Origin of the sequence: Mycobacterium sp. (assembly GCF_002863225.1) — a bacterium.
Lineage (GTDB): Bacteria > Actinomycetota > Actinomycetes > Mycobacteriales > Mycobacteriaceae > Mycobacterium.
In genome coordinates this window covers 20,774-43,407 of sequence record NZ_PKEK01000049.1, presented here as the reverse complement: position 1 = coordinate 43,407, position 22,634 = coordinate 20,774, and the positions used below count along the sequence as shown (strand labels likewise).

The window sequence follows — 22,634 nt, the reverse complement described above, 5'->3', positions numbered from 1 at the left end:
TGTTTCCTGCGAATAAGCGACGACCAGCCTAGTCCGATCGTGCGGCTCACCGGGGCCCGCGGCTGACCAGAGGTTTCTCGACGGTGCAGCGTGGCGGGAACCGTCGTATGTGAAGCTAGTGCCCGTGCACAGCGTTCAGATTGCCGACGAGACCTACGTCGCCGCTGATCCGGCGCGCATCGGTGCTGCCGTGGGTGATCCGTCCAACTGGCGGCGCTGGTGGCCCGACCTGCGGCTGGAGGTCACCGAAGACCGCGGCCCGCAGGGGGTTCGGTGGAAAGTGGCCGGCCCGCTCACCGGGACCATGGAGATCTGGCTGGAACCGATGCTCGGCGGTGCGTTGTTGCACTATTTTCTGCACGCCGAGCCGAACGCGGTGGCGCCCGCGCGGCTGGCCAAGCTGAACTTCGCGAAACTGACGCATCGGCGCCGGGTCGCGGGCAAGAAGATGGCCTTCGAAGTGAAGACGACGCTGGAGAGCTCCCGCCCGGTCGGGGTTTCTCCGGTGCTCGACCAGCCCTGAGTCCGTCGGGAGTACCGTTTTCTGCAGTGGGCGCAGGCTGCGGCCGCTGACCACGTAGATTCCGGCGGGCAGGATTGCCTACCCGCGCAGCGCGGAGAAGGAAGCGAGCAGGTGGCGGAAAAGACGGCCCAGACGATCTATATCGACGCGGACCCGGGCACGGTCATGGACGTGATCGCCGACATCGGTTCCTATCCCACGTGGGTGTCGGAATACAAAGAGGCAGACGTGCTGGAATCCGACCCGGCCGGCAACCCTAAGGTGGCCCGGCTGGTGCTCGACACCAGCGTGCTCAAAGACACCCTGGTGTTGTCCTACAAGTGGCCCAAAGACCGCAAGTCGGTGAGCTGGTCGCTGGTATCCAGTTCACTGCTCAAGTCCCTCGATGGCGTATATCGGTTGGCGCCCAAAGGGTCTGGCACCGAGGTGACCTACGAACTCACGGTCGATCTGGCGATTCCGATGATCGGGTTGCTCAAGCGCAAAGCCGAGCGGAGGTTGACCGACACCGCACTGAAGGATCTGAAGAAACGAGTAGAGGCTGAGTGAGTCTGGGTGAATCAGCAGCCCCCTCCTCCTCTCGGATCAGTCTTTTCGTCGGCAAGGGTGGGGTAGGAAAGTCCACCTTGGCGGCCGCGACGGCCGTGCATGAAGCGCGCGCCGGTCAGCGCGTGCTGCTGGTCTCCACCGACCAGGCGCACTCGCTGGGCGACGTCCTCGGCGTGACGGTCGCGCCGAACGGCCGGCGCGACAGTGTGCGGGTGATGGCCGATCTCGAGACCGGCTCGCTGGACGCACTGGCGCTGGACACCTTGGCGCTGCTCGAAACGCGATGGCGTGGCGTCGCCGAGACGCTCGGTCGTCGCTTTCCCGAGTCCGAACTGGAAGATATTGCGCCCGAAGAACTTTCGGCGCTCCCGGGTGTTCAAGAAGTGCTAGGCCTGTCCGAGGTGGGGGAGCTGGCCTGCTGCGGGCAGTGGGACCACATCGTGGTGGATTGCGCCTCGACCGCGGACGCGTTGCGGATGTTGACGCTGCCCGCCACCTTCGCGCTGTACGTCGAGCGCGCGTGGCCGCGACACCGCAGGCTGTCCGCCGGTGCGGACGATCCGCGCTCCATCGCGGTGGTCGAACTGTTGGAACGCATCAGTTCCCACGTCGAGAAGCTCAGCGCACTGCTGACCGACGGCACCCGGGTGGGCGCTCATCTGGTGCTGACGGCCGAGCGCGTGGTGGCCGCCGAAGCGCTCCGGACCCTCGGATCACTGGTCCTGATGGGTGTGCGAGTCGAAGAATTGATCGTCAATCAGATTCTGATGCAAGACGATTCGTACGAATACCGCAACCTGCCGGCGCATCCGGCATTCGACTGGTACTCCGAGCGAATCAGCGAACAGCGAACCGTCCTCGACGAACTCGGCACCGCGATCGGCGACGTGGCCCTGGTGCTCACCCCGCACCTGGCCGGCGAACCGATCGGGGCCAAGGCCCTGGCCGAACTGCTCGACAACGCGCGCCGACGGGACGGCTCCGCGCCTCCTGGTCCGCTGCGCCCGGTGGTCGATTTGGAATCCGGATCCGGACTGCAGTCGGTGTACCGATTACGGCTAGAGTTGCCGCAAATCGAGTCCGGCGCCCTCAACCTGGGCCGAGTCGGTGACGACTTGATCGTCGGCGCCGGTGGGATGCGACGCAGAGTGCGGCTGGCGTCGGTCTTGCGGCGGTGCACGGTGATCGACGCGCATCTTCGCGGCGGCGAATTGACGGTGCGTTTTCAACCTGATCCGGAGGTGTGGCCAAAGTGACCACCCACTCCGACATCGGACCGGAATTACGCAGACTCGCTCAAAAAATCCTCGACCAGCTCGACCCCGCAATTCGAGTGGCGGCGGCACGCACGGTGGGAGAGGGCGCCGGTACCGGCGCCTGCCAGCAGGTCTGGTGCCCGGTGTGTGCGCTGGCCGCAGTGGTCAGCGGTGACGAGCATCCCCTGCTGACCGTCATCGCCGAGCACAGCGTCGCGCTGCTGGCGGTGATCCGCGCCATCGTCGAGCCGGCTGGTCAGTCGACGCCACCACCGCCGGACGGTTCGCCGAACGGAACGGCGCCGGATCGCGCCGCCGAAGCGCCGGTGCCGACCAACCGCTACCAACCGATCGTCGTCACCGTCGAGGACTGACCGCCTACCACATCGGTCTCCCCGGTGTCGCGGTGTTAGCGAGTCGTCCATGTCATGTGGTCGCACACACACTCGATCGGTACTCTTGGCGAAACACTGTTGGCGCGGCGGAGAAGGGGGCCTCATGGCGTACTGGCTTTTGAAGTACATCTTCCTCGGCCCGTTGCTCGCCCTGCTGGGCCGCCCGAAAATCGAAGGCCTGGAATACGTCCCACAGAACGGCCCGGCCATTCTGGCCAGCAATCACCTGGCGGTGATGGACAGCTTCTATTTGCCGCTGGTGGTGCGGCGCCGGATCACGTTCCTGGCCAAGTCGGAATACTTCACCGGAACCGGTTTCAAGGGCTGGTTGAGCCGGTGGTTCTTCACCGCCGTCGGTCAGGTGCCGATCGACCGGAGCAGCGCTGACGCCGCCCAGGCCGCCCTGGACACCGCGAAGCGGGTTCTGGATCAAGGCAAGTTGCTCGGCATGTACCCCGAAGGCACCCGCTCGCCCGACGGCCGGCTCTACAAGGGCAAGACCGGGCTGGCGCGCCTGGCACTGGAGACCGGTGTCCCGGTGATTCCGGTCGCGATGATCGGCACCAACAAAGTGAACCCGCCCGGAACCTCCATGCTGAGGTTCGGCAAGGTCACCGTCCGGTTCGGTAAGCCGATGGACTTCTCCCGGTTCGAGGGGCTGGCTGGCAACCGCTTCATCGAGCGGGCCGTCATCGACGAGGTGATCTACGAGCTGATGGGACTCTCCGACCAGGAGTACGTCGACATCTATGCCGCGACCCTGAAGAACAACGATGGTCCGCCGGCGGGAAAAGTACCGCCGTCTCGGATTCCTGAGACGGCGGCCGGCTAGAACTCAGGTGAGGGGCCATCAGGGTTTTCCGTCGCCAGTGCGATGATTCCGCCTTCGACGAAGCGCACAAGTGCGCGGTGGCGTCCCTCAATGTCGTAAGTGTGCATGCGGCCCCCGGTAAGGCTGTCGAGGCGCAGGTTATTCGAGTAGGTATGCAGCGTGGCTGCCACCAGGTGCAGGTAGGCGTCGTGGATGGCCTCGTCGGTGGCGCCGGGGAACACGCTGTGTAGATGAATGATGAAGTCGGCGGCCATAACGTTGTAGTCGTCTTCGATGGACCGTCCGATGGGGTGTCCGGAGTTGGCGAGTTGGGCGATGAAACGAAAATAGTTGTCCCACCCGGGGTTACCGGCTCGTTGGCGCATGGGTTCGGTGAACGCATCGATGATTCCGCGCAGGCGTCGGGGCCGGGCTCCGCGAACGGGTAGTCCTGCGAGCCGGGCTCGTCGATCGTCGTTGAGCGGTTGGATGCGCCGTAGCACCACTGCGCGGAAGAGGCCTTCCTTGCCGCCGAATTGCTCACTGACGGAGGCGAGGCGCGTGCCGGCGTGGTCGGTGATGTCGCGGACGCTGACGCCGAAGTACCCTCGGTCGGCGAAGAGTTCTTCGGCACTGTTGATCAGCCGCTCCCGAAGGTTCTCGCGATTGGCCGTTCGCGGGCCGCGTGCGGACTGGTCGGCTGCCGCGGGTGTAGTCACGCGCTCACGGCGGTGTGTTCGATGCAGCCGATTCCGTCGATGCTCAGCTCAAGGGTGTCTCCCGGGTGCAGCCAGTGCCCGGCTTTTATGCCGGTGCCTCGAAGCGTCATCGCGAATCAATCCTTACTCGAAGCGGAACAATCGTTCCACCTTATCGCAGGCCGATGCTAAAGTCGGAACACTTGTTCCGGGTCAGGTCTGCCCACCGCGCTCGAAAGGACGCCGATGGTCGAGCGCACCCTTCTGCAGAAGCTCCTCGTGACGATTTGCGCGATCACCCGCAGTACTGAGCTGGCGGTGCGGTGGACCGGGGCCGCGCCGTTTCTGCCCGCTCTGTTCGTCCTGCGCTATGCCAACATGGGCGGGCTCGACCAAAACACATTCGCGGAACAGATTCGCGGCGCCCGGTCCTTCCGCGGCGACCGCTGGTGCAGGTACTGGAACGACATTGCCGACGTGCACGCCAGGCGAGCTACCGACCTTCTGCGCGGCCTGGCCGGCACCGAGTCCGCCGCTGTCACCGAAATCCGCGATCTGAGCAGCGCCGCTGAGCTCGTCGATGGGTTGACCGGGTGGATTGCGCCTGCAGTGGAGCTGTTCGCCGACCACGGACCGCAACCGGACACCCGCACGATCACCGCGCTGGTCGACCAGCACGCGCCCGCCGAGGATCGCTACCGCATCTTGTTGGCCTACCGGGCGGTGGACGCGTGGATCAAGGCGATCACCTATTACCAGGTCAGTGCTTTTCCTGGGCATGACCCGGAGCGGATGCAGGCCTACACGCGTTCAGCGAACCTCTTCGATGGGCTGATCCGGGCAGTGGCGCCCACATTGGGACCCGCCATCGAACACGTCGACATCCCAGTGGTCAACGGTGATGCTGTTCGCGGCTACCTGATCGTGCCGCCCGGGGCCGGACCACACCCGGTGGTGTTGACGACAAACGGTCTGGAAGGCACCGTCCAGGAGTTGGCGATCCCGCAACTGCGTTACCGCGATTCGGGCATGGCCACATTCGTCATGGAGATGCCCGGCAGTTACGCCTATCGCGAATCAATGAGCCCAGGTTCCGAGGCGGTCTACCACCAGGTCCTCGATCACCTTGTCGCCGATGACCGGCTCGACGCCGACCGCATCGCCATGGTCGGTGTGAGTTTCGGCGGCTACTGGACCGCGCGCCTGGCCGCCACCGACGATCGACTGGCTTGTGCGATCGCGTGCGGAGCGCCCACACACAGGTCCTTTTACGGTGGCGCACTGGGCACCTCGCAGATCATCCTGCACGCCCTGGCCAAAACTGTCGGCGCGGCCCACCCGATCGACTTTCTCAGCAAGCTCAAGGCAATGTCGATTCGAGATCGCTACTCGGACATCACGATTCCGCTGCTGGTCATCAACGGGGACCATGACACCCTGATAAGCACCCAAGACAGCATTGACCTGGCGCGTGCCGCTGCCAATGCCACCCTGGTCCTGTACCCCGACGACGATCACTGCGCAATGGGCCACTACCGCCAGTGGCTCGACTACTCCCAGGGCTGGCTTCTGGGGCACCTCATGGCCAGTATGAAGTGATCTGGGTCAGGCTGACAGATCAGGCCGACACCGGCGCGGGCGCGGTCGCTGCGCGCGGCGTATCCGCAGTGGCCGCGCGCACGGCCGCGGTGGCTCCGGCAACGACGATGGTCGCCAGCGCCCACCACAGGTAGGACGCTCCCACCAATTGCCGCCACCACGAGGCGCTCACCTCGTGGTGCTTGGGCATCAGGTCGATCGGCGTCCACATCATCACGGCCACCCCGGCGGCGCTCACCAGCGCCAGCGCGACACTGCGCTGCCGCCACGCCAGCGTGGCCGTCACCAGTACCGCGGGCAGCATCCACACCCAGTGGTGCGACCAGGACACCGGCGACACCGTCAACCCGAACAGCGCGATGCAGATCACCGCCAGCACCGGCTGGTCGGCGCGCAGGGCCCGTCGCGCCGCCCACACCGTCAGTGCCAAAACCAGGAAGCAGGCCGCCACCCACGGCAAGAACCGTTGATGGTCGTCGAGGCCGAGCCGGGCGAGCGTGCCGGCGATGTTCTGGTTGGTGTTCAAGCTGGCCGAGCCGATCCGGTCGGTGTTGCGCACGGTGTGGGTCCAGTACTCCCACGAGTCCTGCCAGGCCAACGCGAACCCGGCCGCGATCGCCGCGACCACCGAGGCCAGCGAGGTCAGGACGGCGCGCCGGTCGCGACGCAGCACGAAATACAGCAGGAACACCGCGGGCGTGAGCTTGAGCGCGATACCCAGTCCGAGCAGCAACCCGCGGGGCCACGGCGTGCGGCGCGGCACACACTCGGCGATCACCAGCGTCATCAGCACGACATTGATCTGCCCGAAGGCGAAGTTCGCCGCAATCGGTTCCCAATGCAGCGTCGCGAAGGCCACGACCAGCGCGGTCAGCCACCACCGGCGCAGCCAAGCCGGGCCCGGCACCACCCGGGAGGCGGCCCAGACGTCCAGGCGGGTCAGCACGATCATCGTCGAGACGAGCAGCAGCACCAACGTGATCAGCGTGATCGTCACGCTGGCGGCCGGCATCCCCAGCCAGGCGAACGGCGCGAACATCACGGCGGCCAGTGGGGGATAGGTGAACGGCAGGTTCAGCCCGATCGGGGTGTGGAACTTGACGTCGTGGCTGTACAGCGGTTGCCCGTTGAGCCAGGCTTGGCCACCCATTCGATACACGTCGATGTCGATGCGGTACACCGTGCTGCCGAGCACCCGCCAACTCGCGTAGCCCAACGCGGTCAGTGCCGCCAACTGCAGCACCAACCAGCAGGCGTTTCGCCAGCCATTGGGCTGTGCGGTGGCGACCTGCCCACTCGAACTGCCCGCATCGGGCAAGCGCCATCTAGTCATGTCGGTGAACAGCCTATCGGTGCGGGCGCCCTATTCGGTGTCGCGGACGGCCTTCCTGGCAAAGTGCGCGTAGCTTTTCTAAGGTGCTCTACTGGCTCCAGCACGACATCATCGGCCGCGGTCGACTACCGCTGTTGTGCTGCCTGATCGCTTTCATTCTCACGTTCTTCGTGACGCGAACGTTCGTCCGGCTCATCCGCCGTCGCAAGAGCATCGGCCGGCCGCCCCAATGGTGGGAGCCGCGCAACATCCACATCGGTTCCAAGCACATCCACCACGTGGTGATCGGCGTCGTGCTGGTGATGATCTCGGGTGTGACCCTGGTGACGATGTCGGTCAACGGGACCGAGCCCCAATTCACTGCCGTGGCAATTGTTTTCGGAATCGGCGCGGCGCTTGTCCTCGATGAGTACGCGTTGATTCTGCACGTCTCGGACGTCTACTGGGAGGAAGACGGCCGAACGTCGGTGGACGCCGTCTTCGCCGCGATCGCGGTGGGCGGGTTACTGGTGCTCGGCCTGCACCCGCTGATGTTCTTTCTGAGCCTCTGGCGGGACACCACTCATTCCACCGTGTTACGCGCCGCGCTGGTGTTCGCCATGGCGCTGACGCTGCCGCTGGCGACGCTCGTCATGCTCAAGGGCAAAGTGTGGACCGGTCTGATCGGCATGTTTTTTGTTCCGCTGCTGCTGGTCGGGGCGGTTCGGCTGTCCCGGCCGCAGGCTCCGTGGGCTCGCTACGTCTATATGAGCAGGCTGAACAAGATGAGCCGCGCGCTGCAACGCGAACGCCAGCTGCGCCGCCCGGTGGTGCGGGCCAAGCTGTGGCTGCAATACGCCGTCGCCGGCACGCCGCGGCTACCGTCTCCCCGCCTGGTCGACGCGCAGCTCGACCGCGAAGTGCATCCGGCACCTCCGCCGGACCAGGTGCCGAGCGTGCTCGCCAACGGGCTCGGTGTGGGGTAGCGGGCTTGCGATATTTCTACGACACCGAATTCATCGACGACGGGTACACCATCGAGTTGATCTCGATCGGGGTGGCCGCCGAAGACGGACGCGAATACTACGGCGTCTCAACCGAATTCAACCCTGATCGAGCGGGCAGTTGGGTGCGGGCCAATGTGTTGCCCAAGCTGCCGTCGCCGGCGTCGCAGCTGTGGCGATCACGCGCGCAGATCCGCAACGACCTCGAGACGTTCTTCGACGTGGACGGCCCGGAGCCGATCGAGTTGTGGGCGTGGGTCGGTGCCTACGACCACGTCGCGCTGTGCCAGTTGTGGGGGCCGATGACCCATCTTCCGCCGCCGATACCGCGATTCACCCACGAGCTACGACAGCTCTGGGAGGAGCGCGGCAGCCCGAAGATGCCGCGACGGTCGGCCAACGTGCACGACGCCCTGGTGGACGCCCGTGACCAGCTGGCGCGATACCGGGTGATCACGGCCAACGACGATGCGGGCGGCGCAGCGGGCCGTTGAGGAGTTGGCCCATGGGTACGGCCAACGACGATGCGGGCGGCGCAGCGGGCCGTTGAGGAGTTGCAGTGCATCGTCGCTGTTCGCGGCTGGATTGGGGGCGGTCGTCGCCCGGTTACCATAGAGAGGTGAACTCGACCGTCGACCTTCCCATCGAGCAGCTCCCCGCGTTGCCTCCACTGCCGGAGGAGCTGCGCGCCCGCCTGGACGCCGCGCTGGCCAAGCCCGCCGCGCAGCAGCCGAGCTGGACGCGCGAACAGGTCGAGCCGTGGCGAACGGTTCTCGAGAGCGTCCCGCCGGTGACCGTGCCCTCGGAGGTGCTTCGGCTGCAGGAGATGCTGGCCCAGGTCGCCCGCGGTGAGGCATTCCTGCTGCAGGGCGGCGACTGCGCAGAGACCTTCGTCGACAACACCGAGCCGCACATCAGGGGCAACATCCGCACCCTGCTGCAGATGGCCGTCGTGCTGACGTACGGCGCCAGCATGCCGGTGCTCAAGGTGGCCCGCATCGCCGGGCAATATGCCAAGCCTCGGTCCGCCGACATCGACGCCCTCGGCCTGCGTTCCTACCGCGGCGACATGGTCAACGGATTCGCGCCCGACGCGGCAGCGCGCGAGCACGACCCGTCGCGGCTGGTGCGCGCCTACGCCAACGCCGGCGCGGCGATGAACCTTGTGCGCGCACTCACCTCGTCCGGCCTGGCGTCGCTGCACCAGGTGCACGACTGGAACCGCGAATTCGTCCGGACCTCGCCGGCCGGCGCCCGCTACGAGGCACTGGCCTCCGAGATCGACCGCGGCCTGAAATTCATGAGCGCGTGCGGGGTGGCCGACAACAACCTTCAGACCGCCGAAATCTACTCCAGCCATGAGGCTTTGGTGCTCGACTACGAGCGGGCCATGCTGCGGCTGTCCGACCCGGAGGACGGTGAGCCCCAGCTGTACGATCTGTCGGCGCATTACCTGTGGATCGGCGACCGGACCCGTCAACTCGACGGCGCGCACATCGCGTTCGCCGAGGTGATCGCCAACCCGATCGGCGTCAAGATCGGCCCGTCGACAACGCCGGACCAGGTGGTCGAGTACGTCGAGCGGCTCGACCCGCACCACAAGCCGGGTCGCTTAACACTGGTCAGCCGGATGGGCAACAACAAGGTCCGCGAACTGCTGCCGCCGATCATCGAAAAGGTCCAGGCGACAGGGCATCAGGTGATCTGGCAGTGCGACCCGATGCACGGCAATACCCACGAGTCGTCCACCGGCTACAAGACGCGGCACTTTGACCGGATCGTCGACGAGGTGCAGGGCTTCTTCGAAGTGCACCGCGCGCTGGGCACCTACCCCGGTGGCATCCACGTCGAGATCACCGGCGAGAACGTCACCGAGTGTCTCGGTGGGGCGCAGGACATTTCGGACACCGACCTGAGCGGACGCTACGAGACGGCGTGCGACCCACGGCTGAACACCCAGCAATCGTTGGAGCTGGCGTTTCTGGTCGCGGAGATGCTGCGCGACTGAAAGGTAGCGCAGCAGGCTCCGCGTATGACCGGGCGGAGATGCTGCGCGACTAGTTGGCGACTCAGTGGCGGCTAGAGCAGTCCGCCGATGTTGCTGCCGACGGTCCACGCCGCCGCCGCCACCATCCCGGTGATGGACAGCACGACCGCAATCCAGATCAGCATCATCCGTCGGGCGTGCTGACGCTCGAAGGCGAACTCGACCAAGTCGATGCCGGCGAATTGCCCTCCCACTTCTTGGTATTCGCTGTCCCGTGGATCGGACCCAGTCGGCCTTTCCTGTGGATCGCGAGTCAGCTGGCGGGTCGGCTGGTGAACCGGCGGACGTGAAGCGCGCAGGTCTGCGGTGCGGTTCTGGTCGGTGGTGGCCTGGCTGCGGTGTTCTACAGCCGAGCGATGTTGCGCCGAGTTGCGCGGCGAAGGCACCCGAAAATCGGGGAGCTGCAACTCGTCGACGATCGCGGCCAACTCCGCGCCCATGTCCTGGGCATCGGCGTAGCGCCCGGCGGGGTCGCGGGTGGTCGCACGCTCGACCAGCTCGTCGAATTGTGCTGGGACTCCGCCGATCACGCTGCTCGGTGGCGGCACGTCAGAGTCCAGGCGCTGATAGGCCACCGACAGCGCGGTGTCGCCGGTGAACGGAGTCTGCCCGGTCAACAGCTCGTAGGCGACGATGCCGGCGCCGTAGACGTCGCTGCGCGGGCTGGCGTTGCCGTCCTTGACCTGTTCCGGCGAGAGGTAGGCGGCGGTGCCGAGAATGACGCTGGTGGAGGTTATTCCGGCTTCCGCGACCGCACGCACCAGGCCGAAGTCGACAATTTTCACCTCGCCCTCGTCGGAGATCAAGACGTTCTCGGGCTTGACGTCGCGGTGCACCAGGCCTGCCCGGTGGGCGGCGGCCAGCCCGCCGAGCACCGGACGCAGCACCGCGGCGACGGCGTGCGGCGGCATCGGACCCCGCTCGGCAAGTAGTTCGCGCAAGGTGCCGCCCTCGACCAGCTCCATCACCAGGAACGGGTGACGGGCATCGAGGCCCTGGTCGTAGACCGCGACCAGCCCCGGATCCTTTAATCGGGCCACGCTGCGGGCTTCGAGTTGCAGGCGGGTGAGGAACTGCTGGTCGCCGGCATAGCGGGCATCCATCACCTTGAGCGCCACCGGACGGTCCAGCCGGGTGTCGAGGCCGCGGTACACCGTCGAGGTGCCGCCGGTGGCGATCTTGGTCGCCACCCGGTAGCGCCCGTCCAGCAATGCACCCTCGAGGGAGTCTTCGCCCGCCGCTGCAGCCACGCGCCCATCGTAGGCGGCACCCCGCTCCGGACCCCGAAACCAACTCGGTGCGAGCCCCGAACTCGACGCGACAGCGGCCTTACACTGTTCCGGTGAGCAGGATTCCGGCGGGGGATGACGTGATCGACCCCGATGAACCGACCTACGATCTCCGGGTTGTCGCCGACCTGCTCGGGGTGTCGGTGACCAAGGTGCAGCAGCACCTCAAAGAAGGCCACCTCGTCGCGGTGCGGCGCGCGGGCGACGTGGTGGTACCGCAGATCTTCTTCACCAGCGCAGGCGAAGTGGTCAAAAGCCTGCCGGGGCTGCTGGTGGTCTTGCGTGACGGCGGGTATCACGACACCGAGATCGTGCGCTGGCTGTTCACCCCCGACCCGTCGCTGACGGTGCGGAAGGACGGTTCACGTGACGCGCTGAGCAACGCGCGGCCCGTCGACGCGCTGCACTCGCATCAGGCCCGTGAGGTGCTGCGCCGAGCGCAGGCCATGGCCTACTGACTGACCGGCCGGGCAGACGGCTCCGGTCGCATGAGTGTGCGCCATGCGAACACGGCCACCCCCGTCGCCAGCAGGACGTGTGGCCACGAGTACATCCCGTGTGCCCCATCGGGTTTGAAGATCACCATGATCCAGGTGGAGAAGGCCGCGACCGCCGCGGCGGCTTGTCGTGACTGGGCGAGCGGGGCCAGCACCGCCAGCGGCCAGGAGTAGTACCACGGCAGGGCGGCCGGCGCGAACAGCACCACCACCAGCATCGCCCAGGCGATGCCGGCGAGTGCCTGCCGGTCGTTGTGACGGAACCGCCACCACAACAGCGGCAGCGCGATCGCGATGATCGCGATCCCCACCGCGCGGGTAACCTGCAGCACCCCATAGAAATTCACCGAGAACAGCAATCCGCCGACGGCGTGGATCAGATTCGCCGTCGCCGTCGGGATACTCAGCCAGTTGATGATCTTCACCGACCCGGCCAGCGCGGTCAGCCAGCCCAGTCCCACGCCCGCCACGCCGGAAAGTACTGCGAACACCGCGACGAAGATCGCCACCGACGCGCCCGCTGCCATCGAAAAGGCCCGCAGCGGCCGATAATCGTGCCGGTCCCGCAGATGACGCATCCACACCCAGACCAGGAACGGTAGCGCGAGTCCGGCGGTGGCCTTGACCGCCGTACCCACGGCCACCGTGGCGATGCCGGCGACATTGCGTTGCTCGAAGGTCAGCGCGATGCCGGCGGCCATCAGTCCCACCATCAGCATCTCGTTGTGCACACCACCCATCAGATGGATGATCACCAACGGGTTGAGCGCGCAAACCCAGAGCGCGACGGATGCATTCGCGCCGATATGTCGCGCAATGCGTGGTGTCGCCCACAGCAGCAGCGCCAGGCCGGGCAGCATGCATAGCCGCAGCAACATCGTTCCGACGATCACGTGGTTGCCGACCAGCATGGTCACCAGCCGGGCGATCATGATGAACGCCGGTCCGTAAGGGGCGGTGGTGATCGTCCAGATCGGACTGACGTTGTCCAACAGAGGATTCGGGTTGTCGATGGGCCCGACAGCGTAGGGATCCAGGCCGTCCCGCAGCAGCGCACCCTGCGCCAGATACGAATAGGTGTCCCGGCTGAAGACCGGCACCGAGAGCAACAACGGGGCCAGCCAGAAGCCGGTGGTCGCCACCATGGCGAATTGGTCTGCGGCTCCGGCGAGTACACGTCTGCCCAGCCAGAGCCAGGCGCTGAGCATCAGCGCGACACCGACCCAGAGCAGGATCGAGGACAGCACCAGTCCGTGGCCGTAACGCAGCCAGGACAGGTGCAACGTCTCCAGCAGCGGATCGTGCTGCTTGGTGCTGCCGGCGCCGAGGCCGCCGGTCGTGATCAGCGTGGCTCCCAGGCAACCGAGCAGCGCCGGACGGCCGTCGGTGGTGTGGGCGAATCGCCGCAGTCGCGAAAGCAGCGGTGGCGCATCGGTAGTCGAGGCGTCGGAGACGGGTGTCGGAGTGGCCATGGGCGTCAGGCGGACCGGTTGGAGGCCAGCGTGGCGAGTTCGGCGAGGCCGGTCTTGGCCGCGTCGTGAATCGGGGCGTCGGCCACCACCTCCAAAGCTCGCCGGGTCAGCGCGGCGATCCGGTCCTCGACGGCGGCCAGCGCGCCGACCCGCTCGATGACAGCGCTCAGTTCCCGGGCCTGGACCTCGCTCAAGTCGGTACCGACGGATGTGCGTAATAGGTTGGCGGCGGCGGTATCTGACGCATCGGCCAACTCCAGCGCGGTGGCCAGCAGCACGGTGCGCTTGCCGGAGCGCAGGTCGTCGCCGGACGGTTTACCGGTCACCGCCGGATCGCCGAAAACGCCCAGTACGTCGTCGCGCAACTGAAATGCCACGCCCAGTTGGTTGCCGACCTCGTGGAAGAGCGCCTGCACGTCGGGCCGATCCGCTGCCGCGGCGGCGCCGAGCTGCAGCGGACGCGCCACGGTGTAGGACGCGGTCTTGTAGGTGTTGACGGCCATCGCCGAGGCAATCGACTCCGCGGCGCTGGCCTCGGCCACAATGTCGAGGTACTGGCCACCGAGCACTTCGGTGCGGATGTCGGCCCACACCAGGCGCACTCGCTTTGCGGCGTCGCGGGGCAGATCGGCGTCGGCGACGATGTCGTCGGCCCACGCCAGGGCCAGGTCGCCGAGCAGGATCGCCGCCGAGATGCCGAACTGGTCGGCCGGTCCACGCCATCCGCGATCGCGGTGCAGCGAGGCGAACTGGATGTGGGTGGTGGGACGGCCGCGCCGAGTGGCGGAGCAGTCGATCACGTCGTCGTGGATCAGCGCCGAGGCGTGCAGCAGTTCCAGCGCGGCGAACAACAGCAGTGCCTGCTCGTCGGCGTCCACGCTCGACACCGCCCGCCAGCCCCAGTAGGCGAACACCGGCCGCAGCCGCTTGCCGCCGCCGAGCACGAAGTCCTCCAGGCCCGCTGTCAGCGCGTCGTAGTCGCTGCCGATGTGGGCCGCCTCGCGTCGGCGGCCGCGCAGGTACCTGCGCAGCTGGTCGATGACGGTGTCGGCCACTGCGACGGTTGCCGTTGCTCCTGCGCTCAGCGCGACACCCCTTTTCGGTTCCTGGCACTCATAGCTCGCCAAGTCTATTCGGCGCGGCATTGTCCAGCGGGTTTTGCCCGCCCCGGGCTCTCTCGGCGGTGCGACCGACCGTCGCCGGGGGGCCGCCGCGGTGGCCTCACTATGCTGTCGTGATGCGTGGCGAGGCCGCCTGGCCAGCGCCGCTCGCCGGCCGACGTGGGTCGCAGCAGCTGTGCGCTGCCGCGGGGGAACTAGTCGTTGAATGAGGAGCAGCTCGTTGACTTTGAACACCATCGCGCTCGAGCTGGTGCCGCCGAACGTCGACCGCGGTAGCGAGCAAGCTCTCGAGGATGCGCACAAAGTGGTGCAGCTGGCGGCGAAATCCGGCATCGAGGGCCGGATCGGGCACGTGATGATGCCCGGCTTGATCGAAGAGGACGACGACCGTCCGATCGAGATGAAGCCCAAGCTGGACGTGCTGGACTTCTGGTCGACGATCAAGCCCGAACTGCCCGGCGTGCGCGGATTGTGCAGCCAGGTCACCGCTTTCATGGATGAAGACGCGTTGCGTCAGCGGCTCGGCAAACTCGTCGGAGCCGGCATCGACGGCATCGTGTTCGTCGGCGTCCCGCGCACGATGGCCGACGGCGAAGGCTCCGGCGTCGCGCCCACCGACGCCCTGTCGATCTATCAGGAGCTGGTGCACAACCGGGGCGTCATCTTGATTCCCACCCGCGACGGCGAGATCGGCCGGCTGAACTTCAAGTGCAACCAGGGCGCCACCTTCGCGCAGACGCAGTTGCTGTACTCCGACGCGATCGTGGGCTTTTTGACCGACTTCGCCAAGGAAACCGACCATCGGCCGGAGGTCCTGCTGGGATTCGGGTTCGTGCCGAAGCTCGAGGAGAAGATCGGCTTCATCAACTGGCTGATCCAGGATCCGGGCAACGCCGCGGTCGCCGAGGAGCAGGCGTTCGTCACGACCTTGGCGAATACCGAACCGGCGCAACGCCGCAAGCTGATCCTCGACCTCTACAAGCGGGTCATCGACGGCGTCGTCGACCTGGGTTACCCGCTGAGCATCCACCTGGAAGCCACCTACGGTAATTCCGCGCCGGCGTTCGAGACGTTCGCCGAGATGCTGGATTACTGGTCGCCGTCGAACTGACCTTCAGCTGGACGACGGATCGCTCGGCTCGGCGATTCGGGGCGAGCGGTCGCGGGTGTACCAGGCCAGGCCCGCTACGGCGCCGGCCACCGCGATCGAGGCGAGGGCCAACCACAACGCCGCGCCCTGGAACGAGCGGGTGCTCGGGTCGGTGTAGCGGGCCTGCGCGCTCAGGATGCTGACCACGCCGGGCTTCAACTTCCATTGCACGGTCTGTTCATCGACCCGGTCTCCGTTGGTGGAGGTCACCGACCCGGGGAAGGCGACGGAGAGTTCGACTTCGGCGTCGGGATCGTTCATCGACGTCAGGTCGGCGCGTCCTTCGAGGATCACCAGGTCGCCGGCTCTGCGCAGCGACAGGTTCACGCCCTGGGCGTCGGAGTTCATCCGCGCGAGTTCGGGAAGTTCGGCAAATGTCAGGTCGGAGAAGGTGGCCTGCGAGCCCACGTACCCGTCCCGGTCGTATTTGGAGACCGCGACCTTCTGACTGAACGTCAGATTGGGATCGAGCTGCGGACCGGTGTCCTTCTCGTTGCGTGGTTTGACGGCCGCGATGATGTCACCGGACACCAGATCGTCGGGGGAGATGGTGATCGAGGCTTTGATCCGCACGCACCCGGCGAGCGCGGGTATCAGCAGCAACAGCAACGCATACGCGGCGAGGCGGCGGCCAGCCGGCCGGCCGGGGAGACTTCGGGGCAAAAGCTGTATACCGCTGGCGCGCACCAGGTCATCGTGCCAGACGGGCGACCGTGCCGGTGCCACTACAGCGGCAGCTTGCGCCCCAAGATCGCGAACGCCCGCGGGTCGCCGGTGAAGTGGTAACCGCGGATGACGTCGATGAAGCCGAGTCGCCGGTAGAGCCGCCAGGCGCGGTTGGCTTCCCCGTTGGTCTCCGGCGTCGACAACAGCACGTTGGCCTCACCGCGCTCGGACAGCAGCCGTCGGGCCAGCGCCTCGCCGAGCCCGCGGCCCTGCGCTCGCGGCGAAATGTGCAGTTCGGTCAGCTCGAAATAGCTGTTCATCAGCGCGGTGATCTCGAGATCGGGGAAACCGCTGCGCTGCAGGCCGGACACCACCTGTTGCTGCCACCATTGATCAGGCGCGCCGCAGTAGCCGTACGCCACACCCAGCAGCGGCGCATCGCTCAACTCGGCCGATGACGGCTCCGTCCCGGCCGGCGTGTCGACCTCGACGGCCGCCACTGCCTGCCATCCGCGCCGGCGAGTGTGCTCGAGCCACATCCCGGCGCGCTGATTCTCGGTGCCGGGCGGGTAGTGCATGGCGTCGACATACACGCCCAGAGCATCGGAAAGCCGCCGCTGCATGTCCTGTGGCGGCAGGTTGATGAGGAACGTCACCACGTAGGGTCTCCTCCTCAGTGGTCCGGTGCGGTGCCTCTCCTATTATCGGGACGGCGCCGAAACGATGAACGCCGACCGGTCGCTATTACAATCAGCGAGCGAAGCGGTGGTAACGGGCAGATTGACCTCGTATCATTCTTATTAGTTGTCCCGCAGTGGGACGCAGACGTGCTACCGGTATCAACGTGACAGGTTTTCGGCAAGGAGGGACGAATGCCACTCTCCGATCATGAGCAGCGGATGCTCGACCAGATCGAGAGCGCTCTTTATGCCGAGGACCCCAAATTCGCCTCGAGCGTTCGCGGTGGCGGGTTGCGCGCCCCCACGGCGCGCCGGCGGTTGCAGGGTGCCGCGCTGTTCGTGCTCGGACTGGCGATGCTGGTATCGGGTGTGGCGTTTAAGGCCACCATGATCGGAACGTTCCCGGCGCTGTCGGTGCTCGGCTTCGTGGTGATGTTCGGCGGCGTGGTCTTCGCGATCACCGGCCCGCGCCTGGCCGGCCGCGGCGAACGCCCCGGGCCTGCCGCAACCGCGCGCCAGCGACGTGGCAAGAACGCCGGGGGCTCGTTCACCAGCCGCATGGAAGACCGGTTCCGCCGCCGCTTCGAGGAGTAGCGCGCGGAACACGCAAAGGGCAGCCGACCGGCTGCCCTTTTTTGTGCCCCACTGACGATGCCGTGGCGGCGAAATCCCGGTGTGATCACCCACTACGTCCCACTAGGGCCAATATGTGCAGCTCAGCGACGTTTTTGGCGCGGTCCCAACAGTCTGGCGTGACGCCGTCTGGCCCCAGTGGTGGCCGAGAACCTGCAGAAACGACACCGTCCGGTGACATTCGCGTCGTTAAATGGAGCGAAGTGGGGCAATGTGGGGTATCGTGGCGGAAGTCGGAAGGCATGGAGGTGGCCAGATGTTTCTCGGCACCTACACGCCAAAGCTCGACGACAAGGGGCGGCTCACGCTGCCGGCCAAGTTCCGCGACGCACTGGCAGGGGGGTTGATGGTCACCAAGAGTCAGGACCACAGCCTCGCCGTCTACCCGCGCGCGGCGTTCGAAGATCTGGCCCGCAAGGCGAGTCAGACATCGCGCAGCAATCCGGAGGCTCGGGCGTTCCTGCGGAACCTGGCCGCCGGCACCGATGAACAGCATCCCGACGCGCAAGGCCGGATCACCTTGTCGGCCGATCACCGCCGTTACGCCAGCCTGTCCAAGGACTGCGTGGTCATCGGATCGATTGACTACCTGGAGATCTGGGACGCGGCAGCCTGGCAGCAGTACCAAGAGACCCACGAAGAGAACTTCTCCGCAGCCAGCGATGAAGCACTCGGCGACATTATCTGAGGCGCGTGCCCGTGCAACGTGGCCTCTGTCCGAACCGACCCTGACGTACTTCCCCAACGCCAGGTTCGTACCGTCGGACAGGGACCTCGATGCAGCGGCCGCCCTCCATGTCTCACGTCGGGAAGGTGCTCTGATGCCTGGCGCCACTGATGATTTCGGCCATGTGCCCGTCCTGCTCGACCGTTGCGTCGAGTTGCTGCGCCCGGCCTTGACCCGCCGGCACTCCGACGGCTCTGGCGCGGTGTTGATCGACGGAACCGTCGGCGCCGGTGGGCATGCCGAGCGATTTCTCACCGAGCTGCCCGGGCTGCGACTGATCGGTGTTGACCGCGACCCGACCGCCCTCGACATCGTCCGCGCCCGGCTCGCCCGATTCTCCGACCGGCTCACTCTTGTGCAGACCCGTTACGACGATATCGAGACGGTGTTGGCCGAATCAGGCTGCGGTACAACCGAATCCGTCGACGGTATGCTCTTCGACCTGGGCGTGTCGTCGATGCAGCTCGACCGCGTCGAGCGCGGCTTCTCCTACGCGCAGGACGCGCCGCTGGACATGCGAATGGACCCCACCTCGCCGTTGACCGCGGCCGAGATCCTCAACACCTACGACGAGGCCGCTTTGAGCGACATCCTGCGTCGTTACGGTGAGGAGAAGCTCGCCCGCCGCATCGCGACGCACATCGTCCGGCGGCGCGCACGCACGCCGTTCGTCTCGACGGCCGAATTGGTCGAGGTCATCTACCAAGCGGTGCCGGCGCCGGCACGGCGCACCGGGGGACACCCGGCGAAGCGGACATTCCAGGCCTTGCGCATCGCGGTCAACAGCGAACTCGACGCGTTGGCCGACATGCTGCCCGCCGCGTTGCAGGCCCTCGCGGTCGGCGGGCGCATCGCGGTGATGGCCTACCAGTCGCTGGAAGACCGCATCGTCAAGCGGGCCTTCGCCTCGGCGACGACGTCGAGCACACCGTCGGGCCTGCCGGTCGAATTACCTGGGCACGCACCGAGATTCACGTTGTTGACCCGAGGCGCAGAACGCGCCGACGACGCGGAGGTCCGGCGAAATCCACGCAGTGCGGCAGTGCGATTGCGCGCCGTCGAGCGTGTGCAGTCGACATCAACCGCAGCGAGGAAGGGAGGCTCATGAAAGCCAAGCGCCCAGCGCAACCGCCCCGTGCCGGCGAACGGCGCAGCGGTCAAACCGGCACCTCCCGGAAGCCGGGTCAGCGAACCGCGGACTCGGCGCCCGCCCGCCGCGCGCGGCAACGCGCCGCAAAGCCCACCGCGCCGGCCCGCGAGCCGCGCACGTCGCGGTCGGCCCCGCAGACGTCGCCGGTCGCCCGCCCGGTCGAGCGTCCGGCCCGCGCCAAGAGCGCGAACCAGGCAAAGGCACGTGCGAAGGCCCGGAAGGCCAAGGCTCCCAAAGTTGTTCGTCCGCCACTGCGGGAACGACTGCTTAACCGGATCGCTTCGATCGACCTGCGGCCGCGCACGCTGGCGGCCAAGGTTCCCTTCGTCGTACTGGTCATCGGCGCTCTGGGCGCCGGGCTCGGCCTCACACTGTGGCTGTCCACCGACGCGGCCGAGCGGTCCTACCAGCTCGGCAGTGCCCGTCAGCGCACCGAGCTGCTGCAGCAGGAGAAAGAGGCGCTTCAGCGCGACGTGCAGGAGGCGCAGTCCGCACCGGCCCTGGCCGAAGCGGCCCGTGGGCTGGGCATGATTCCGACCCGCGACACCGCGCACCTGGTTCAGGACCCGGCGGGCAACTGGGTGGTTGTCGGCACTCCCAAACCCGCGCAAGGCGTTCCGCCGCCCCCGTTGAACAGCAAGCTGCCCGACGAGAAGCCAGCGGCGCCACCAGCGCCACCGGCCAGTCCGGTCGAGGTGCCCGCGCTGGTGTTGCCCGGCAACGGCATTCCCGTTCCGCTGGCACCCGGCCCCGACGGCATGGTCCGCAGCCCCGACGGCGCCACCACGCTCGGTACCCAGCACCTGCCTTCACCCGACGGCCCGCTCCCGATGCCCGGTGCGGCGCCGGCGGTACCGGGTGTCCCCGTACCGGGAGGCCCGCCGGCCCAGGGGGTTTCGCCCCCGCCCGGACTGGCGCCCGCGATTCCCGCCGCGCCTGCGCCGCTGGGCGTACCGGTCATCCCACCGCCGATCGCGGTACCCGCTCCGCCCGCCGGCGTGGCGCCGCCCGTTGTCGCCCCCTCGCCGGCAGACTTACCAGGTATGCCGCATCACCTCGCTCCCAGCGGCCCCATGGTCGGTGAACAGTTCGGCCCCCTGACGGTCACCCCGCCAGGGGCGCCACGGTGAACAGGCCCAAACACCCAGGCAAGTCGATACGGCCGAAGGGTGGGGCGCCGGTCCGCTCGACACGCGAACGCCGCACCCGCCAAGCCGTCGAGGTCGGAAGCCGCGGTACGTCATTCGTATTCCGGCACCGGGTCGGCAACGGAGTCATCTTCCTCGCCCTGCTGATCGCCGGCGCCCAGTTGTTCTATCTGCAGGTGCCCAAGGCCGCCGGGTTGCGCGCCGAGGCCGCGGGACAGCTGAAGGTCACCGACGTCTCGAAAGCGGTCCGCGGCAGCATCGTCGACCGCAACAACAGCCAACTGGCGTTCACCATCGAAGCCCGCGCCCTGACGTTTCAGCCCAAACGGATTCTCAAGCAGTTGACCGAGGCCAGGCAGAAAAACGCGAAAGCGCCTGACCCGCAGAAGCGGCTGAACGAGATCGCCAAGGAGGTGGCGGTGCGGCTGAACAACAAGCCGGACAAAGCCACCGTCCTGAAGAAGCTGCGCAGCGACGACTCGTTCGTCTACCTGGCCCGCGCCGTCGACCCCGCCATCGCGACCGCCATCACCCGCAAATTCCCGGAGATCGGCGCCGAGCGCCAAGACCTACGTCAGTACCCCGGTGGCTCGTTGGCCGCCAATATCGTCGGCGGAATCGACTGGGACGGACACGGTTTGCTCGGCCTGGAAGATTCCATGGACGCCGAACTGGCCGGCACCGACGGATCGGTCACCTACGACCGCGGCTCCGACGGCGTGGTGATCCCGGGCAGTTACCGCAACCAGCACCATGCGGTCAACGGCGCAACCATTCAGCTCACCATCGACGACGACATCCAGTTCTACGTTCAGCAGCAGGTGCAGCAGGCCAAGAACCTGTCCGGTGCCCGCAACGTCTCTGCGGTCGTGATGGATTCCAAGACCGGTGAAGTGCTGGCCATGTCCAACGACAACACCTTCGACCCTTCCCAGGACCTCGGGCGGCAGGGCGACAAGCAACTGGGCAACCCCGCGGTTTCCTCGCCGTTCGAACCAGGCTCGGTGAACAAGATCATCACCGCGTCATCGGTGATCGAGTACGGACTGTCCAATCCGGCTGAGGTGCTGCAGGTCCCGGGGTCGATCAACATGGGCGGGGTGAACATTCACGACGCCTGGGCACACGGCGTCGCGCCCTACACCACCACCGGCGTCTTCGGGAAGTCGTCGAACGTCGGAACTCTGATGCTGGCGCAACGCGTTGGCCCGCAACGCTATTTCGACATGCTGGAGAAGTTCGGCCTGGGACAGCGCACCGGGATCGGCCTGCCCGGCGAAAGTGCGGGCCTGGTTCCGCCGATCGGCCAATGGTCAGGCAGTTCGTTCTCCAACTTGCCTATCGGACAGGGTCTTTCGATGACCCTGGTTCAGATGGCCGGGATGTATCAGGCTATCGCCAACGACGGCGTGCGGATGCCGCCGCGGATCATCAAATCCACCGTCGCCGCCGACGGCACCCGCACCGACGAGCCGCGTCCCGAAGGTGTCCGGGTGGTGTCACCGGAGACCGCGCGAACCGTCCGCAACATGCTGCGCGCCGTGGTGCAACGCGATCCCACCGGGGTGCAGCAGGGCACCGGGCCGGCCGCCGCGGTCGAGGGCTACCAGATCGCCGGCAAGACCGGCACCGCGCAGCAGATCAACCCGGCCTGCGGCTGCTACTACGACAACGTCTACTGGATCACGTTCGCGGGCATGGCCACCACCGACGATCCGCGCTACGTCATCGGCATCATGATGGACAACCCCTCCCGTAATGCCGACGGCACACCGGGCCACTCAGCGGCCCCGTTGTTCCACAACATCGCCGGCTGGCTGCTGCAGCGCGGAAACGTGCCGCTGTCGCCGGATCCCGGTCCGCCGCTGACCCTGCAGGCGATGTAGCTCGACTGAATTGCGCGGCTC

The 22,634-nt window shown here is 66.8% G+C and carries 23 protein-coding genes; 16 read left to right on the top strand and 7 right to left on the bottom strand.

Translation table 11 applies throughout. The features are described 5' to 3' along the window. Positions 1-124 precede the first annotated feature (124 nt). From CYU59_RS15415 to CYU59_RS15395, 5 genes are all read left to right on the top strand, one after another. Positions 125-523 carry a polyketide cyclase / dehydrase and lipid transport gene (locus CYU59_RS15415; RefSeq protein ID WP_292991110.1) on the top strand — a complete coding sequence of 133 codons (399 nt, stop codon included), beginning with the start codon at positions 125-127 and terminating at the stop codon, positions 521-523. A 111-nt stretch (positions 524-634) separates the two neighbouring features. Continuing rightward, on the top strand, positions 635-1,072 hold the full coding sequence (locus tag CYU59_RS15410) for an SRPBCC family protein (protein WP_292991108.1): 438 nt from the start codon (positions 635-637) through the stop codon (positions 1,070-1,072). 2 nt (positions 1,073-1,074) lie between these two features. Beyond that, positions 1,075-2,328 (top strand): ArsA family ATPase, encoded by a 1,254-nt coding sequence (locus CYU59_RS15405; protein ID WP_292991374.1) that lies wholly within the window; start codon positions 1,075-1,077, stop codon positions 2,326-2,328. Further along, a complete protein-coding gene (locus CYU59_RS15400) occupies positions 2,316-2,702 on the top strand; it encodes a hypothetical protein (RefSeq protein WP_292991106.1) in 387 nt (128 codons plus the stop codon). The genes CYU59_RS15405 and CYU59_RS15400 overlap by 13 nt, the downstream gene beginning before the upstream one ends. A gap of 124 nt (positions 2,703-2,826) precedes the next feature. Further along, positions 2,827-3,555, top strand: a complete 729-nt coding sequence (locus CYU59_RS15395; protein ID WP_292991104.1) for a lysophospholipid acyltransferase family protein — start codon at positions 2,827-2,829, stop codon at positions 3,553-3,555. Here the strand turns inward: CYU59_RS15395 and CYU59_RS15390 are convergent. After that, positions 3,552-4,253 carry a TetR/AcrR family transcriptional regulator gene (locus CYU59_RS15390; protein ID WP_292991101.1) on the bottom strand — a complete coding sequence of 234 codons (702 nt, stop codon included), beginning with the start codon at positions 4,251-4,253 and terminating at the stop codon, positions 3,552-3,554. The two genes, CYU59_RS15395 and CYU59_RS15390, sit on opposite strands and share 4 nt — an antisense overlap. A 225-nt stretch (positions 4,254-4,478) precedes the next feature. Here CYU59_RS15390 and CYU59_RS15385 point away from each other — a divergent pair, with 225 nt between their 5' ends. After that, positions 4,479-5,831 (top strand): alpha/beta hydrolase, encoded by a 1,353-nt coding sequence (locus CYU59_RS15385; protein ID WP_292991099.1) that lies wholly within the window; start codon positions 4,479-4,481, stop codon positions 5,829-5,831. Positions 5,832-5,850: 19 nt separating this feature from the next. Here the strand turns inward: CYU59_RS15385 and CYU59_RS15380 are convergent, their stop codons facing one another. Next, complete coding sequence (locus CYU59_RS15380) at positions 5,851-7,164, bottom strand: glycosyltransferase 87 family protein (RefSeq protein WP_292991096.1); 1,314 nt, start codon at positions 7,162-7,164, stop codon at positions 5,851-5,853. A gap of 83 nt (positions 7,165-7,247) precedes the next feature. Between CYU59_RS15380 and CYU59_RS15375 the strand changes: the two genes are divergently transcribed. The 3 genes from CYU59_RS15375 (at position 7,248) to CYU59_RS15365 (ending at position 10,155) form a co-directional block, all read left to right on the top strand. After that, positions 7,248-8,129, top strand: coding sequence for a hypothetical protein (locus tag CYU59_RS15375; protein WP_292991095.1), 882 nt, complete (start codon positions 7,248-7,250; stop codon positions 8,127-8,129). Between the two features lie 5 nt (positions 8,130-8,134). Next, positions 8,135-8,641 (top strand): polyadenylate-specific 3'-exoribonuclease AS, encoded by a 507-nt coding sequence (locus tag CYU59_RS15370; RefSeq protein WP_292991092.1) that lies wholly within the window; start codon positions 8,135-8,137, stop codon positions 8,639-8,641. 125 nt (positions 8,642-8,766) lie between these two features. Beyond that, positions 8,767-10,155, top strand: a complete 1,389-nt coding sequence (locus tag CYU59_RS15365) for a class II 3-deoxy-7-phosphoheptulonate synthase (protein ID WP_292991089.1) — start codon at positions 8,767-8,769, stop codon at positions 10,153-10,155. A gap of 71 nt (positions 10,156-10,226) precedes the next feature. Here CYU59_RS15365 and CYU59_RS15360 read toward each other — a convergent pair whose 3' ends face one another. After that, complete coding sequence (locus CYU59_RS15360) at positions 10,227-11,405, bottom strand: protein kinase (protein ID WP_292991372.1); 1,179 nt, start codon at positions 11,403-11,405, stop codon at positions 10,227-10,229. 131 nt (positions 11,406-11,536) lie between these two features. Between CYU59_RS15360 and CYU59_RS15355 the strand changes: the two genes are divergently transcribed. Further along, positions 11,537-11,941: an Rv2175c family DNA-binding protein gene (locus CYU59_RS15355; protein ID WP_292991086.1), complete on the top strand. Its 405-nt coding sequence runs from the start codon at positions 11,537-11,539 to the stop codon at positions 11,939-11,941. Here the strand turns inward: CYU59_RS15355 and CYU59_RS15350 are convergent. Together CYU59_RS15350 and idsA2 are read right to left on the bottom strand one after the other, a co-directional pair. Then, complete coding sequence (locus CYU59_RS15350; RefSeq protein WP_292991085.1) at positions 11,935-13,452, bottom strand: alpha-(1->6)-mannopyranosyltransferase A; 1,518 nt, start codon at positions 13,450-13,452, stop codon at positions 11,935-11,937. The genes CYU59_RS15355 and CYU59_RS15350 overlap by 7 nt on opposite strands. A 5-nt stretch (positions 13,453-13,457) precedes the next feature. Further along, positions 13,458-14,507, bottom strand: a complete 1,050-nt coding sequence (idsA2, locus tag CYU59_RS15345; RefSeq protein ID WP_292991083.1) for a bifunctional (2E,6E)-farnesyl/geranyl diphosphate synthase — start codon at positions 14,505-14,507, stop codon at positions 13,458-13,460. Positions 14,508-14,793: 286 nt separating this feature from the next. On the opposite strand from idsA2, the gene CYU59_RS15340 reads away from it, so the two are divergent. Further along, positions 14,794-15,684 (top strand): mycobacterial-type methylenetetrahydrofolate reductase, encoded by an 891-nt coding sequence (locus CYU59_RS15340; RefSeq protein WP_292991081.1) that lies wholly within the window; start codon positions 14,794-14,796, stop codon positions 15,682-15,684. Positions 15,685-15,687: 3 nt separating this feature from the next. Here CYU59_RS15340 and CYU59_RS15335 read toward each other — a convergent pair whose 3' ends face one another. Further along, on the bottom strand, positions 15,688-16,386 hold the full coding sequence (locus CYU59_RS15335) for a DUF3153 domain-containing protein (RefSeq protein ID WP_292991369.1): 699 nt from the start codon (positions 16,384-16,386) through the stop codon (positions 15,688-15,690). 62 nt (positions 16,387-16,448) lie between these two features. Next, the gene (locus CYU59_RS15330) at positions 16,449-17,048 is read right to left on the bottom strand and encodes an N-acetyltransferase (protein WP_292991079.1); all 600 of its coding nucleotides are present in this window, start codon (positions 17,046-17,048) and stop codon (positions 16,449-16,451) included. A gap of 213 nt (positions 17,049-17,261) precedes the next feature. On the opposite strand from CYU59_RS15330, the gene CYU59_RS15325 reads away from it, so the two are divergent. From CYU59_RS15325 to CYU59_RS15305, 5 genes are all read left to right on the top strand, one after another. Continuing rightward, positions 17,262-17,663, top strand: coding sequence for a DUF3040 domain-containing protein (locus tag CYU59_RS15325; protein WP_292991076.1), 402 nt, complete (start codon positions 17,262-17,264; stop codon positions 17,661-17,663). Between the two features lie 295 nt (positions 17,664-17,958). Continuing rightward, positions 17,959-18,390 (top strand): division/cell wall cluster transcriptional repressor MraZ, encoded by a 432-nt coding sequence (gene mraZ / locus CYU59_RS15320; protein WP_285190977.1) that lies wholly within the window; start codon positions 17,959-17,961, stop codon positions 18,388-18,390. A gap of 133 nt (positions 18,391-18,523) precedes the next feature. Next, positions 18,524-19,537 (top strand): 16S rRNA (cytosine(1402)-N(4))-methyltransferase RsmH, encoded by a 1,014-nt coding sequence (gene rsmH / locus CYU59_RS15315; RefSeq protein WP_292991069.1) that lies wholly within the window; start codon positions 18,524-18,526, stop codon positions 19,535-19,537. Beyond that, entirely contained in the window at positions 19,534-20,709 is a 1,176-nt protein-coding gene (locus CYU59_RS15310) for a hypothetical protein (RefSeq protein ID WP_292991066.1), read from the top strand. The genes rsmH and CYU59_RS15310 overlap by 4 nt, the downstream gene beginning before the upstream one ends. Next, on the top strand, positions 20,706-22,613 hold the full coding sequence (locus CYU59_RS15305) for a penicillin-binding protein 2 (protein WP_292991063.1): 1,908 nt from the start codon (positions 20,706-20,708) through the stop codon (positions 22,611-22,613). Before CYU59_RS15310 ends, CYU59_RS15305 begins: the two co-directional genes overlap by 4 nt. The last annotated feature ends 21 nt before the right edge of the window (positions 22,614-22,634 follow it).

Excerpts from the sequence above, each read along its gene's own strand:
- CYU59_RS15395 (WP_292991104.1), top strand. The coding sequence starts at position 2,827 with ATGGCGTACTGGCTTTTGAAGTACATCTTCCTCGGCCCGTTGCTCGCC.
- CYU59_RS15385 (WP_292991099.1), top strand. The coding sequence starts at position 4,479 with ATGGTCGAGCGCACCCTTCTGCAGAAGCTCCTCGTGACGATTTGCGCG.
- CYU59_RS15380 (WP_292991096.1), bottom strand. The coding sequence starts at position 7,164 with ATGACTAGATGGCGCTTGCCCGATGCGGGCAGTTCGAGTGGGCAGGTC.
- CYU59_RS15350 (WP_292991085.1), bottom strand. The coding sequence starts at position 13,452 with ATGGCCACTCCGACACCCGTCTCCGACGCCTCGACTACCGATGCGCCA.
- CYU59_RS15325 (WP_292991076.1), top strand. The coding sequence starts at position 17,262 with ATGCCACTCTCCGATCATGAGCAGCGGATGCTCGACCAGATCGAGAGC.
- mraZ (WP_285190977.1), top strand. The coding sequence starts at position 17,959 with ATGTTTCTCGGCACCTACACGCCAAAGCTCGACGACAAGGGGCGGCTC.
- rsmH (WP_292991069.1), top strand. The coding sequence starts at position 18,524 with ATGCCTGGCGCCACTGATGATTTCGGCCATGTGCCCGTCCTGCTCGAC.
- CYU59_RS15310 (WP_292991066.1), top strand. The coding sequence starts at position 19,534 with ATGAAAGCCAAGCGCCCAGCGCAACCGCCCCGTGCCGGCGAACGGCGC.